The organism is Streptomyces sp. NPDC047072, from assembly GCF_040643855.1.
Classification (GTDB): domain Bacteria; phylum Actinomycetota; class Actinomycetes; order Streptomycetales; family Streptomycetaceae; genus Streptomyces.
The window spans coordinates 1-13,243 of the sequence record NZ_JBEYVC010000244.1; the positions used below are offsets into that span (position 1 = coordinate 1).

General features: G+C 71.2%; 14 protein-coding genes. 1 reads left to right on the forward strand and 13 read right to left on the reverse strand.

Translation table 11 applies throughout. The features are described 5' to 3' along the window. Positions 1-1,751: DUF5107 domain-containing protein (locus ABZ896_RS48955; RefSeq protein WP_360944660.1), on the reverse strand; the 1,751-nt coding region annotated here is incomplete at its 3' end. 40 nt (positions 1,752-1,791) lie between these two features. Further along, positions 1,792-2,691, reverse strand: coding sequence for an arginase family protein (locus ABZ896_RS48960; protein ID WP_360944663.1), 900 nt, complete (start codon positions 2,689-2,691; stop codon positions 1,792-1,794). 59 nt (positions 2,692-2,750) lie between these two features. On the opposite strand from ABZ896_RS48960, the gene ABZ896_RS48965 reads away from it, so the two are divergent. Further along, positions 2,751-3,098: a DUF6204 family protein gene (locus tag ABZ896_RS48965; protein WP_360944666.1), complete on the forward strand. Its 348-nt coding sequence runs from the start codon at positions 2,751-2,753 to the stop codon at positions 3,096-3,098. Here ABZ896_RS48965 and ABZ896_RS48970 read toward each other — a convergent pair. The 11 genes from ABZ896_RS48970 to ABZ896_RS49020 form a co-directional block, all read right to left on the reverse strand. Then, complete coding sequence (locus ABZ896_RS48970; RefSeq protein WP_360944669.1) at positions 3,070-3,624, reverse strand: GNAT family protein; 555 nt, start codon at positions 3,622-3,624, stop codon at positions 3,070-3,072. The genes ABZ896_RS48965 and ABZ896_RS48970 overlap by 29 nt on opposite strands. 19 nt (positions 3,625-3,643) lie before the next feature. Then, positions 3,644-3,883 (reverse strand): LapA family protein, encoded by a 240-nt coding sequence (locus tag ABZ896_RS48975; protein WP_360944672.1) that lies wholly within the window; start codon positions 3,881-3,883, stop codon positions 3,644-3,646. A 59-nt stretch (positions 3,884-3,942) separates the two neighbouring features. Then, positions 3,943-5,691, reverse strand: a complete 1,749-nt coding sequence (locus tag ABZ896_RS48980) for a CocE/NonD family hydrolase (RefSeq protein ID WP_360944675.1) — start codon at positions 5,689-5,691, stop codon at positions 3,943-3,945. A gap of 92 nt (positions 5,692-5,783) precedes the next feature. Then, positions 5,784-6,707, reverse strand: a complete 924-nt coding sequence (locus ABZ896_RS48985; RefSeq protein WP_360944678.1) for an LD-carboxypeptidase — start codon at positions 6,705-6,707, stop codon at positions 5,784-5,786. After that, positions 6,704-8,656: a prolyl oligopeptidase family serine peptidase gene (locus ABZ896_RS48990; protein WP_360944681.1), complete on the reverse strand. Its 1,953-nt coding sequence runs from the start codon at positions 8,654-8,656 to the stop codon at positions 6,704-6,706. Before ABZ896_RS48990 ends, ABZ896_RS48985 begins: the two co-directional genes overlap by 4 nt. A 16-nt stretch (positions 8,657-8,672) precedes the next feature. Next, the gene (locus tag ABZ896_RS48995) at positions 8,673-9,977 is read right to left on the reverse strand and encodes a M20/M25/M40 family metallo-hydrolase (RefSeq protein ID WP_360944684.1); all 1,305 of its coding nucleotides are present in this window, start codon (positions 9,975-9,977) and stop codon (positions 8,673-8,675) included. Then, a complete protein-coding gene (locus ABZ896_RS49000; protein ID WP_360944687.1) occupies positions 9,970-10,803 on the reverse strand; it encodes a M55 family metallopeptidase in 834 nt (277 codons plus the stop codon). Before ABZ896_RS49000 ends, ABZ896_RS48995 begins: the two co-directional genes overlap by 8 nt. 328 nt (positions 10,804-11,131) lie before the next feature. Then, complete coding sequence (locus tag ABZ896_RS49005; protein WP_360944690.1) at positions 11,132-11,659, reverse strand: hypothetical protein; 528 nt, start codon at positions 11,657-11,659, stop codon at positions 11,132-11,134. A gap of 30 nt (positions 11,660-11,689) precedes the next feature. After that, positions 11,690-11,965: a hypothetical protein gene (locus tag ABZ896_RS49010; RefSeq protein WP_360944693.1), complete on the reverse strand. Its 276-nt coding sequence runs from the start codon at positions 11,963-11,965 to the stop codon at positions 11,690-11,692. Beyond that, positions 11,952-12,422 (reverse strand): hypothetical protein, encoded by a 471-nt coding sequence (locus ABZ896_RS49015; RefSeq protein ID WP_360944695.1) that lies wholly within the window; start codon positions 12,420-12,422, stop codon positions 11,952-11,954. The genes ABZ896_RS49010 and ABZ896_RS49015 overlap by 14 nt, the downstream gene beginning before the upstream one ends. Positions 12,423-12,496: 74 nt before the next feature. Further along, the coding region (locus ABZ896_RS49020; protein WP_360944698.1) for a DNA/RNA non-specific endonuclease at positions 12,497-13,243 on the reverse strand (747 nt) is incomplete at its 5' end.

Below are 13,243 nucleotides of genomic sequence, written 5' to 3' on the forward strand. Positions count from 1 at the left end.
GGCATGTCACCGAGGACGGCTCGGCCTCCATCGGCAAGCTCTGCGTCCACCCCCCACACGGACCGCGCCGCCTCCGTCCGCCGCACCGCGAGCAGCGCCTCGACCGCCTCCCGCCCGAGCGCGGCCGTGGCCGCCGTCCATGCCTCGCCGTCGTCGCGCCGCTCGTGACACAGGTCGTCGAAGGCCTCGGTGTACCGGTCGGCGGCCCGTTCGTGGTTGCCGGTCTCCTGATCCGCTACGGCGAGACAGCGCAGCAACGGCCAGACAGACGGGGCGAGTTCGAGTGCGCGCTCCCAACTGCGCACCGCCTGCGCCCGGTCACCGGCGTGCCACTGGGCCACCCCGAGGTGGTACTCGGCGAGCGGAGTCGCGGGCGCGGTCTCCAGCATGTCCCGCCAGTGCGGGGCGACCAGGGTCGCGCCGGGCGGCCGCACCCGGCGCGGCTCGGGGAAGGCCCCGGCCCGCAGCAGCTCCCGCCAGGGCGCCTGCTCCTCGCCGAGGGTGCTCTCCTCGAAGGGCGTCCCCGGCAACTTCCAGTCGCTGCGCAGTACTTCGAGCGCGCCCCAGCCGGAGCCGACAGCGAGGATCTCGCGGGGTTCGGTGTCGGCGCAGGGCTTCCAGGCAGCGTAGGCGTCGTCGACGGCGGCCCGCGGCAGGACGGCCTCCAGGCGTGCCTCCGCTTCCGGTACCGCCAACTCCGGTGCGTCCAGCGGCCCGTACGCCTCCAGCCACGCCACCTCGCTCTCCGCCTCCAGCCGGACGTGCTCCAACTGCGTACGGGCGAGCCCCGCCTGGATCTCGCTGTAGCCGCCCGTGCCGGGCTCGGTGAGCCACTCCTGCCAGCGCCGCCCGCCGCTGCCGGTCCCCCACAGGAACAGCTTGCGGCCGCGCAGCACGTCCGTGGAGGTCTGCACGAGCCCGTGGCCGTCGGAGTCGAGGGCGGCGATCCACGGCCGCTGTCCGTCGGGGAGGTCGTAGAAGTAGTCGGCCGCGTAAGGGCTGTTGACCGGGTCGGCGGGGACGGTCACCCGGCGCAGCTGCTGCTCGTACCCGAAGTGCCAGGCCTCCTCGGCGGGAGCGAGCACCCTGCGCTCCTCGGGGACCGCGATGTTGGACCACCAGTACGTCGGCACGGGCCGCTGCTGCGGATTGCGGATGCGGACGCCGACGTACAGGAAGTCGGAGTCCTCGGGGAGCCACAGGTCGACCTGGAAGGGGAGGTCGCGCAGGCGCTCCCACTCCCACAGGCGGAGCATCTCACCGCCGTCCGGGGCGGGGACACGGGCCGCGTGCAGGGGCGAGCAGGAGAGCGTGGTGTGGCCGGTGGCGCCGATGTTCCACTCGACGCCACCGGAGAACCAGGCGCCGTTGAGGGCGAAGTTCGCGGGCTGGAACACAGGGTTGCGGTACAGGAGTTCACGCCCGGTCGGCTTGTGGAGGAGGGAGACGATGCGGCCGCCCAGTCCGGGCAGGACGGTGGCCCGGAGCCGGTCGTTCTCGATGACGATCGTCTCGATCTCGCGGGGCTCGCGCGCTCTGTCGTAGCCGTCCCGGATCCGCAGCGGCAGCAGGCTGGTGAGCGGTCCGTAACCGGCCTGCCGGGCCATGTCCCGGGGCAGGTCGTGGCGGTCCCGTTCCTCGATGCGATGCACCTCGTGCAGGAGCCGCAGCGGGGGCAGTGGGTTGTCCGGCCCCAACTGCGCGGCGGGCAGGGTGAGTACGTCTCGCCGGATCGTCGTCACGATCACCATGGAAGCCGTTCGTCGGTGAGTCGGCCAGGGGAGCTGCCGGTCAGGATTGCGCAAAGGCGGCCACGACGACGTCCGTGAGGAGCGCGCCCGCGGTGCCGTCGGGGTCCAGATCGGGATCGTAGATGGTGATGTTGAGCCCGACGCAGGACGGGGAGGCGAGCAACGGCCGTAGCAGCGCGACGAGTTCGTCCGGGAGGAGTCCGTCCGGATCGGGGCTGTCGACGGCGGGCATGACGGACGGGTCGAGGACGTCGGCGTCCAAGTGCAGCCAGAACCCCTCGAGTTCGGGGATCTCGAAGGCCTGCGCGGTGGCGCGGGCGAGGGCGTCGGCACCCCACTCGCGGAGGTCGCCGACGGTGACGACCGGGATCTTGAGGTCCGCCAGTTCGGCCCGTTCCTCCTCGAACGCGTCGCGGATCCCGAAGAACCGCACGTCCTCGTCCCGAAGATAGGGCCGCAGCCCCTCCAGGTCCGTCAGGTCCTCCTGCCCCCGCCCGGTGGCCAGCGCGACCTCCTCGCCGCCGGCCGCGCCGATCCGGTCGGAGGTGCCGGGGTGCCGGAAGTCCGGCGAGGCGTCCACGGCCGCGAGCCCGTACCGTCCGATGCGGCGCAACGCGAGCGAGGCGCCGAGCTGGATGGAGCAGTCGCCGCCGAGGACGAGGGGGAAGTCCCCGGCGCGCACATGGCGCTCGATCCGGTCGGCGAGGCGGACGGTGTACGAGGCGATCGCGGCCGCGTTGAAGACGCCGTCGCCCTCCTGCCAGTCCCCCCGGTCGTAGCGCGGCGGCACCACCACCCCGCCCTCCAGCGCCCGCAGACGCTGCACGATCCGCTGTTCCCGCAGGGCACCGGCGAGCTTGTAGCAGCCGGGCACGGTACCGGGAGCGGGCGGGCGCAGGCCGAGGTTGGAGGGGGCGTCCAGCACGACGATATTCCGCATGCCAGGCATCCTCGCCGACATACAGTCGGGGCTCAACGCGAGCGACACGGGAGCGGGGAATGAGCGAGCAGCACACGTACCGAGTAATCGTCCGGGGGACGTGGGACGGGCTGACCGAGGAGGCCCGCGAGCGGTTGCTCGCGGAGGCGTCGGAGCACGGGATGACGAGCATGCGGTTCACGGAGGAGGGGTCGCTGTCGTACGAGCCGTCGCCGCTGAAGCACTTCTCGATGCGGTACGTGGTGGTCTCGGACGCGGCGGACGGCGACGAGATGGCCGGGGCGCTCGCGGAGGACCGGGCCGAGACGGCGCTCAAGGGCCTCGGCTACGGCTTCCGGGACCTGAAGTCGACGGTCACCGACCTCGACACGATGAAGATCAACCGGAAGCCCGCATCTCGGCGGTGATCGCCCACCGCTCGTGGTCGCGCCAGTCGCCGTCGATGTAGAGCATCTTCGGAGAGAAGCCCTCCAGACGGAAGCCGCAGCTGCGGGCGAGGGCGATGGAGGCGCTGTTCTGCGGCTGCACGTTGATCTCCAGCCGGTGCAGCCGCATCGGGCCGAAGGCGTGGCCGACGACGAGGTCCAGCCCTTCGCGCATCAGCCCCCGCCCGGCCGCGTGCGCGAAGGCGCCGTAACCGAGCGCCCCGCACTGGAAGCCGCCCTCGACGATGTTGTTGATGTTGACGAACCCGGCGATGGCCCCGTCCCTGTCCTTCTCACACACCAGGAACCCGGCCTTGGTCCGGTCCTCGATCAGCCGCCCCGCGTACGCGGTGTAGGCGTCCGCACTGACCGGCGGAAAGAGCCACGGCTGATGCAACGCCTTGCTCTCCCGCGCCCGGGCACTGAACTCGGCCGCGTCCCCATAGGTGAAGTGACGTACGCCCACGCGGGGCCCTTCGGCCAGATAACGGGAAGCGGTATGCGGCATCCCCTCACCCTACGGCGTGCTAGCTGCGCCGCTTCATGAAATACGCCCCGCACAGCGCGCCGATCAGGCCGGTGGCGAGCAGGGCTGTCCACAAGGGCATCGTGACCTCGGGGATCAGCAGGCGGATCTTCGTCTCGCGGGTGTTCTCGAAGATGAAGATCAGGGCGAGGACGGCGAGCAGCAGGACGATCACCCTGGCCGGGGTGACCGCCCCGCTCCTGCCTTTGGATGTGCCGCTCTCGGAGGTCTTCGGGCTCATGCGACCAGGGTGGGCCCGAAGCCCCCGTCACGCGCGGTGAGGGCTGCCCTCCGGGTGACTCAGCGGCCCGCCACGGGCAGCTCCAGCACCCCCGCCCTGCCCGGCGCGCTGACCACGCTCACCGGCTTGATCCCCCGGTTCCCGAAGTACGCGTCGTCGCTCGCCGCGATCACGAACTGCAGCCGGTGCCCCTTCTCGTACCGGTGCACCACCCCCGGCAGGGTCACCGTGAACGGCCTGTTCACGTCCGCCACCCGCACCGGCGCGACCAGCCGATGGGCCAGCGTCTTGGTGCCGTCGGGCGCGATGTCGTACAGCTTGGCGAAGAGCACCAGCTTGTCGGCCGCGTCACCGGAGTCCTGGGTGCGCTCGGCCGCGGGCGAGACGACCTTCAGCGTGGCCTTCGCGGCACCGACGACGTCCACGCTCCGGGTGAGCGGCGCACTGGTCCACCCGAGATACGTGCCCTCCGTGTCGTACGGCGCCGGATCGGGCAGCCCGAGCATGCCGTACAGCGAACTCTCTGAATGACTCGTGGGCACCAGCTGGTTGCTGTACGACCGGCTCCCGCGCGTCACCTTCTTCGCGCTGTCGACGAGCGTGCCGTCGCCGGAGAGGTACAACTTGCGGCTGGGAGACGGGAGTCGGTCGGCGGTGGCGTAGGTGTCGGTCGGGTCGGTGATCCAGTCCCGGTAGTAGGCGAAGGCGGGACCGGTGTCGGTGTGCTTCTGCTTGCGGAGGTAGCGGTCGAACCAGCCGAGGATCCGCCGGCCGACATAGCTGGTCTCCAAGTTGCCCTGCCGGAGGTTGAGTTCACCTGCGGCCGGGTCCGTGACGCCGCCGCTGTGTCCCCAGGACTGCCAGATCATCTTGGCGGGGACGCCCTGGGCCCTGAGCGTCTTGTACGTCGCCGTCGCCTCGTTGAGGTTGAAGAGGCTGTCGGCCTGCCCCTGAACCAGCAGGGTCGGCGCCTTGACGCGCTTGAGGTACGACACCGGCGAGACGCTCTGCGCGTAGGAGATCAACTCCCTTGTGGGGCCTGTCGGATAGCTTCCGGAGTTGAGGGTGCGGATGGTGTCGCAGGCCTTGGTCACGAAGTGCACACAGCCCAGGGAGTTGATCCGGGACGGGTCGAGGTTGGCCGCCGTGAGCGGCAGCTTCTCCCCGATGAGATAAAACCCGTTGGTCCACTGCCACTTGAAGACGCCCGCCGCCTCGCCCCTCGTGTTGTTCGGGTCGAGGGAGTACGCCAGGTCGTTCCAGGTGATCATCGGTACGAGCGCGTCCACCCGGTGGTCCACGGCGGCGGTCGCCAACTGGATCGCGCCCCCGTAGGACCCGCCGATCATGCCGACGCGCGGGTCGCCGGGACCGTCGAGGGTGACGAAGTCGGCCTTGGTGCCGTCGTCGGCGGCCCGCTTCCCGGCGAGGAAGTCGACGAGCCGGGAGGCGGCCACGCCGTCGATCGCCGGGTCGTCGAGGGAGATCAGACAGCCGGAGTTGCCGAAGCCGAGTCCCGAGTAGGCGAGCGCGACATAGCCGCGCTGCGCGAAGGCCTTCGCGGTGGCGTCGGTGGAGCCGTCGGACTTGCTGCCGCCGAAGCCGTTGGTGGTGAGGACGGCGGGGGCCCGGCCGACGCCGGTGGGGCGGTACAGGTCGGCGTCGATGGTGCAGGTGCGACCACCTGCCTGGACGGTGAACTTCAGCGGGGAGACGGTGTATTGGGCGGTGGCGGAGACGGGAGCGGTGAGAGTGGCGCCGAGCAGGAGAGCGAGGGGAACGCAGGATCCGAGCACACGACGGGACACGGGACCTCCACACCGGGGACGGCACGGTTTACCGACCGGTAGCCATGGTGTGACGCGTGTCAGGAGAGGTCAATCACCGTGACCGATGCTTCTCAGCGCAGTGCCGGTTCGTCGAGGGTCAACGTGCCCGCGTCCGCGTCCAGTTCGGCCGCCACACCGAACGGGATCGTCAACGCCCCTTCGCAGTGCCCGAATCCGACCTCCTCCACGACGGGCACACCGAGCGCGCCCAGCCGGTCGGCGAGGACGGCCCGCACCGCGTCGTAGGGTCCGCACGCGGCCCACGAGCCGAGCGCGATCCCGCTGACGCCGTCGAGCCAGCCCGTGCGCAGGAGTTGGGTGAGGAACCGGTCGATGCGGTACGGCTGCTCGCCGACGTCCTCGATCATCAGCAGTCCGCCTCGCGCGCTGGCGAGGGCGTGCGGGGTGCCGAGGTCGGAGGCGAGGACGCTCAGGCAGCCGCCCAGAGTGACACCCCGGGCGCGGCCCGGCACCAGGGCCGGGCCGGCGGCCGGGATGGTACGGACCGTCTCCGGGGCGAACAGGGTGGCGCGCAGGTGCTCCTGGGCCCGGTCGTTCTTGACGAAGTCGACGCCGGCGGCGGCCGGGCTGTACAAGGTGACCAGGCCGAGTCGGGTGGCGAACGCCTGGTGGAGCGCCGTGATGTCGCTGAAGCCGGTGAACACCTTGGGCCCGGCCGCCCGCATGGCGTCCCAGTCGATGAGGTCGACCATGCGCTGGGCGCCGTAGCCGCCCCGGGCGCAGAGCACCGCGTCGACGGACGGGTCGCACCAGGCCCGCTGGAGGTCGGCGGCCCGGTCGGCGTCGGAGGCCGCCATGTAGCCCAACGCGCTGTCACGGCCGAGGACATGGGGGCCGACCACCGGGTCAAGGTCCCAGCCGCGCAGGATGTCGAGGCCGGCCTGGAGCCGCTCCTCGACCACCGGCCCGCTCGGGGCGACGACGGCCACACGGGCACCGGGGGCGAGCCGGGCGGGCCGCTGCAGTTCTCTCACTTGGACAGCTCCAGGGTGGGAATCCCGGGCGGGTCGATCCCGAAGACCTGTGCGTACAGGGAGAGTTCGGACTCCAGGACCCGGATCATCGTGTCCGCCCGCCGGAAGCCGTGGCCCTCCCCCTCGAAGGCGATGTAGGCGTGCGGCACCCGCCGTCCCGCGATCCGCTCCAGGAACCGCTCGCACTGCGCGGGCGGGCAGATCACGTCGTCGAGGCCCTGGAGCAGCAGGAAGGGCACGGTGAGCCGGTCGGCGTGCTCGACGGGCGAGCGCTCCGCGTACCGCGCGGGCACCTCGGCGAGCGGTCCGACCAGGCCCTCCAGGTACTGCGACTCGAAGTCGTGGGTCTCCCCGGTGCCCCAGCCGGCCAGGTCGAGGATGGGGTAGATGATCGTGCCGCAGGCGTAGACGTCGGTCGTGGTGAGGGAGGCGGCCGAGGTCCAGCCGCCCGCGCTGCCGCCCCGGACGGCGAGCCGGTCGCGGTCGGCGGTGCCCTCGTCGGCGAGGGCGAGGGCGACGGCCGCGCAGTCCTCGACGTCGACCACGCCCCACTGCTCGCGCAGCCGGTCGCGGTACTCCCTGCCGTAGCCGGTCGAGCCACCGTAGTTGACCTCGGCGACGCCGATGCCGCGGGAGGTGAAGTAGGCGATCTCCAGGTCGAGGACGAGCGGCGCCCGGCTGGTCGGGCCGCCGTGCACCCAGACGACGTAGGGCGGCGGCTCGTCGGCGGGTGCCGTCCGGCCGGGGTGGTGGGGCGGGTAGACGTGGGCGTGGATCTCGCGGCCGTCCGGGCCGGTGAAGGTGCGGATCAGGGGCTCGGGGTAGAAGGCCGGGTCGACGGGGTCGTCGTGGGCGGCTCCGATCACCCGGGCGTGGCCGGTGCGGGCGTCCAGTTCCACGATCTCGTAGGCGGTGCGGGGGCTGGCGCCGACGGCCACGACCCGGTCGCCGTGCGCGGCGACGGCGGGGGCGAACTCGGTCCAGGGGCCCGCCGCGTCGACGAGTTCACCGGTCTCGGGGTCGAGGATCCCGAGGGCGGTCGCGCCTCTGCCGTGCACGACGGCGACGAGCCCGCTGTCGAGCGGGGCGAACCAGCTGAGGCCGAGCTTCCAGAGGGCGCCGCCGAACTCCTCCTCGCGCGGGCACAGCGGCTCGCCGTCGCGGTAGAGGTTCCACCAGCCGGTGCGGTCGCTGACGTAGAGCAGCCCGCCGTCCCGCGCCCAGTCCGCCTGCGCGATCGACTCCTCCGGGCCGCCGGCCACCGTCCGGGGATCGCCCAGGGTGCCGTCGGCGGTGAGGTCGGCGACGACCAGCTCCGTGCCGTCCCAGGGCATGCGGGGGTGGTCCCAGGCGAGCCAGGCGGCGTGGGTGCCGTCGGGTGAGATCCGGGGGCCGGTGACGAACCGGTGCCGGTCGTCGGTGAGTTCGCGTACGGCGTCCCGGTCCTGTTCCGCCGAGCCGTCCAGCGGTACGGCGGTGAGCACCCGGCGCACGTCGGTGAGCCCGTCGCCGGTGAACTCCTCCAGCACGCACCACACTTCACCGCGGTCGAGCCGCAACTCCGGGTCCGCCCAGCGCAGTCCGCCGCCCACCGGGGAGACGGGGGTGAGCGGGCGCGGGTCGCTCCCGGGCTCGTACCGGTACAGCCGCTGGTCGGTGAAGTTCACGAAGACGACGAGGAGTTCGCCGTCCGCGACCGTCCCGGCCCAGGGCAGGCCGCCGTACTCGATGACCCGGCTGCGCACGTTCCAGGGCGCGGGCAGGACCGACTCCTCCGAGCCGTCGGCGCGTCTGCGCACCAGGGTGCGGCGGCCGCCCTCGGTGGGCCGGGGCGCGGTCCACCACACCTCGTCACCGACGAAGCCGACCCATTCGGGGTGCCCGTCGTGCGCGGCGGCGAGGGCCGCGTCGATGGGCGAGGGCCAGGAACCATAGGCCGCTGTCTGCACGTTCTCCCCCACTCGCTCAAGCCGTCCGCAGGAAGCGGTCGAGTACCCGGACCCCGAAGTGCAGTGCTTCGACGGGGACCCGTTCGTCGACGCCGTGGAACATCGCCTGGTAGTCGTAGCCCTCGGGCAGTTTCAGCGGGGTGAAGCCGTAGCCGGTGACGCCGAGGCGCGAGAACTGCTTGGCGTCCGTGCCGCCGGACATGCAGTACGGCACCACGTGCCCCTCGGGCGCGAACTCCTCGACGGCGGCCCGCATCCTGGCGTACGTCGGTGAGTCCACCGGCGCCTGCAGGGCGGGCGAGCGGTGGTGGAACTCCCAGTCCACGTCGGGGCCGGTGAGCAGGTCGAGGGTGGCGCGGAACTCGTCCTCGGCGCCGGGCAGCGAACGTCCGTCGACGTAGGCCACGGCCTCGCCGGGGATCACGTTGACCTTGTAACCGGCGTCCAGCATGGTCGGGTTGGCGCTGTTGCGGACGGTCGCCTCGACCAGCTTGCCCGCCGGTCCGAGCTTCTCCAGCAGGGCGTCGACATCGCTCAGATCGGTCTCGATGCCGTAGAGCGCGGCGAGTTCGGTGAGGGCCGCGGCGACCGTGGGGGTCGGGCGCAGCGGCCACTCGTACTCGCCGATGCGGGTGATCGCGGCGGAGAGGCGGGTGACGGCGTTCTCCTTGTTCACCTTGGAGCCGTGTCCGGCGTGGCCGCGCGCGGTCAACTTCAGCCAGCCCGTGCCGCGTTCGCCGGCCGCGATGGGATAGATCTGCCGTCCGCCGCCGTCGTGGAAGGTGAAGGCGCCGGACTCGCTGACCCCCTCCGTGCAGCCCTCGAAGAGATGCGCGTGCTCCTCGGCGAGGAACCCGGAGCCGTCGACGGCGCTGTCCTCCTCGTCGGCGGTGAAGGCGACGACGACGTCCCGGCGGGGCCGCACCCCGTGACGGGCCCAACTCCGCACGACCGCGAGGATCATGGCGTCCATGTTCTTCATGTCGACCGCCCCGCGGCCCCACACGACCCCGTCGCGGATCTCCCCGGAGAAGGGGTGCACGCTCCAGTCGCCGGCCGCGGCGGGCACGACGTCCAGGTGACCGTGGACGAGCAGCGCGTCGGCGGAGGGGTCCGTGCCCTCGATACGGGTGACGACGTTGGTCCGGCCCTCGGTGCGCTCCAGCAGCACCGGTTCCAGGCCGGCGCCCGCGAGTTGCTCGGCCGCGTACTCGGCGGCGGGGCGTTCGCGGCAGTCGCCGCCGCCCCGGTTGGTGGTGTCGATGCGGATGAGGTCGGAGGTGAACCGGACGACCTCGTCCAGTGATTGACGGTCAGCCATACTGCTCCTCCACGGCGGCCGAGACGATCGTGGTGACCGCCTTGAAGGTACGGATGCCGTCGTACATCGTCTCGTGGGTGTACGCCACCTTCCGCGCCCCGATCCGCTCCACGCCCGGCACCACGGTGGCGGCCATCGCGAGGTGCTCGGCGTCGAACTCGACGGCGACGGTGAACGGGCCTGTCTGCACCGGGTCCTGACGGACCGCCAGCTGGGTGGCCTCCTTGGCGGCGGCCCGGATGTCGGCGGCGGTGCGGGCCGGGGTGCGGCACACGGCCGCGTACCGCGAGACGTGGTCCTTGACGGCGACCTTCAGCGCGCCGGGCGCGTAGGTGAGCGCGTCCTCGCAGGCCACGTCGTCGCCCGTGACGAGGATGACCGGGACGCCGTACTCCGCCACCACATGGGCGTTGAGGTAGCCCTCGCTCGCGGGGACGCCGTTGAGCCAGACGCCGGTGATGGAGTTGGCGAGGTAGGTGTGGGCGAGCACGCCCTCCATCCCGGCACCGGCGTGGTAGCCGAGGAAGGCGATGCCGTCGACGTCCCCGTGCTGCACGCCCTCGACCATGGACAGCGACTTGTGGCGGCCGGTGAGCATCTCCGTGCGCTCGTCGAGCTGTTCGAGGAGCAGGTTGCGCATGGTCCAGTGGGCCTCGTTGACGAGGACCTCGTCCGCCCCGCCGTCGAAGAAACCCAGCACGGCGGCGTTCACGTCCGACGTGAACATCGACCGGCACCGCTCCCACTGCGCCGTCCCCGGCAACACGTCGGCCGGCCAGGTCACACCGGTGGCGCCCTCCATGTCGGCGCTGATGAGGATCTTCATGCTCCGTCACGTTACGCGTGAATGGGGCGGGCGGCCACGAGGGGACCGTGTCGCCGGCGGGCGGGTCTGCTCAGGGATACCTGAGGTCACGCCAGGTGAGGAAGGTGTGCGGCTCCCGTCGAAGACGGTCCACCAGTTCCGTCCGTACGGTGTCTGCCGCACCAACACCGCGATCTTCCAGTTGGCGCGAGCTCGCCCTCGTCCTCCGGGCGTAGCGCGGGCGTGAACCCGTCGAGCAGGTCGCCGTACACCTCGACGTCCTCCCGATAGTCCGAGGGCAGGGCCAACCCCTTGGGACACACCCGGTTCCTGTCCGAGAAGCAGCGCGTCACGGGCGCTCCCGGCGACCGACCAGCCCGGCGAGAGTCCGGGCACTCACCGAACCCGGGCCGAGCCGCGTCGCGCCCGGCACCGGACGATCGGAGACGACCACGAAGCGGACGCCCTTCGGTCGCCCCGCGGCAAGGGTGGCCGCCACGGCCGAGCGCGCCGCGCCGCCGGTGGAGACGATCGTCGAACAGCGCAGTTGCACCAGGGTGTTGACGTAGGCGGCACCCACCGCCCTGCCCGGCAGACGGTAGCGCTGCACGACCACGCCCGACGCGCCGCCCCCGGCCGCTTCCCGCATCGCCGCCCAAGTGCTCACCGCACCCGGATCCGTGTCGGTGGACGTCAGCAGACAGGCCCGGGTGGCGGTGTCGACATGGGAGACCGGCTGAGGCGGGCGGACGACCGCGGTGTCGGAGCCGAGCAGCCACACCAGAGCCCCGACCGCACCCGCCACGGCGACGGCGACGGCACCGAGCAAGGTCCACAGCCGCGGCCGGGAGAGACGAGATGCGGTCGTCACGGTCATGCGTTCTTTCTGCTCGATGAGCGCCATGGCTCAGTTCAGCGGTTCGAAGAAGGGGCCATCGGGTGCGGAGTTCCGGGAACACACCGTCACGTCCTCGCCCCTGAGGTAGGCCGGCAACCACTCACCGAACAGGAAAACCCATTCCCCCGTCTGGGCCGACGCCACCGGCATCAGTTCACCGGGGTTCCCCCCGGCCGGACTCGGCACCAGATAAAGCTGCTTGTTGATCTGTACCGACCCATAGGCATCCACGATCTCACGGAAGTCCGCCAGCAATTCGAGCGCATGGTCGTCAGAAGCCCTCAAGGTCACCGTCCTCGTCAAGCAGACCCTCTTCTTCCTCGCGCCACGACTCGAAGGTGGCCGGCAGCTCCAATTCGGCACCGAGCGGCGGACTGACCTCCCGCCGCACCAGACGGAGCAGGAACTCCGCCATTCCCATGTCGAACTCGTGATCCCGACGCCGGTCCCGGGGCCGAAAGACCACACGCCACGCGTCGGGCTCCCCCACACACTTCCACAGGAAGTCGTCACCGGCCTCGTTCGACGCCCAGGTCAACATCCCGTCCACCGGCGGCCACGGAACGCCGAGGAGCAGATGATCCTCGTACGGATACCCCGCGAAGGGCGGCGTGAGAACACCGATCGAGTCACTGATCGCGCCCAACCCGTACACCGCCACGAAATCACGGTAGTCAGCCGGAAGCACCCAGCCCGTCTCCGTGCGCAGCGCTTCCCAGTCCACGGTGTCGCCGCCGTCCACGGGCGGCCGCATCACACGGCTCAGCTCTTCCACAGCCCAGTGCATGGTGTCCTCGTGTCGATCGGATCCGTTGGTCATGAGGTGGGTACGTCCCTGCCGGTGCGGGAGTCCACCACCGTGCCGAGGTTGCGCCAGCCCCGTGGCGTGTTCATCAGGTTGGGCACGTCGCGCGTGGTGGTTCCGATCAGGTTTCCGTCACGGTCCCAGGCCGTGGCCGTCATCAGGTACGACTCCGGTGTGACGCGATCGCCCAGATACGTGGGATGTACCGAGTACAGGACCGTCTCGCCCGCCTCCACCTGCGCCTGGACCTGATTCTCGAATTGAACCATGTTGTCCATGGCCCCCAGGCCGCCCCGTTTCGGGTAGGCGTTGGCGTCACGGCCACAGGTCGACAGGTTCCTCAGGTCGGTTCCCGAGCCGGAGAGCTGGCTGCCGAGGAGATGGCAGTTGTTCACCGACACCCTGGGCACGGCGCCGAGGTGCCGGGCGTACCGCTGGGCCCATGTGTAGCCGGGCGGACGGATGTCCTTGGTCGTCTCCGATCCCGGGTGGTCGTCCAGGTACTGCTGGGTCAGGCATGCCGTGACACCTTGGGCCCGGTTGCCGTGCGAGGCGTCGGTGTCCTGGGGATCGACCCATCCGGCACCGTTTTTCGCGCAGGTCGACGACTCTTCTTCGCGGGGGGCGCAGGCCCCGGTCACCACGCACACCGCGGCCGTGGTGAGCCCCGCCGCGACCGCCGAGGCCGCGTTGCGGACCGAATTGCCGATGTTGATGCGGACGGTGGGCGGCTGGGCCGCGGACGCGATCGAGTGGAC

Excerpts from the sequence above, each read along its gene's own strand:
- ABZ896_RS48960 (WP_360944663.1), bottom strand. The coding sequence starts at position 2,691 with ATGCGGAATATCGTCGTGCTGGACGCCCCCTCCAACCTCGGCCTGCGC.
- ABZ896_RS48965 (WP_360944666.1), top strand. The coding sequence starts at position 2,751 with ATGAGCGAGCAGCACACGTACCGAGTAATCGTCCGGGGGACGTGGGAC.
- ABZ896_RS48970 (WP_360944669.1), bottom strand. The coding sequence starts at position 3,624 with ATGCCGCATACCGCTTCCCGTTATCTGGCCGAAGGGCCCCGCGTGGGC.
- ABZ896_RS48975 (WP_360944672.1), bottom strand. The coding sequence starts at position 3,883 with ATGAGCCCGAAGACCTCCGAGAGCGGCACATCCAAAGGCAGGAGCGGG.
- ABZ896_RS48995 (WP_360944684.1), bottom strand. The coding sequence starts at position 9,977 with ATGGCTGACCGTCAATCACTGGACGAGGTCGTCCGGTTCACCTCCGAC.
- ABZ896_RS49000 (WP_360944687.1), bottom strand. The coding sequence starts at position 10,803 with ATGAAGATCCTCATCAGCGCCGACATGGAGGGCGCCACCGGTGTGACC.
- ABZ896_RS49005 (WP_360944690.1), bottom strand. The coding sequence starts at position 11,659 with ATGACCGTGACGACCGCATCTCGTCTCTCCCGGCCGCGGCTGTGGACC.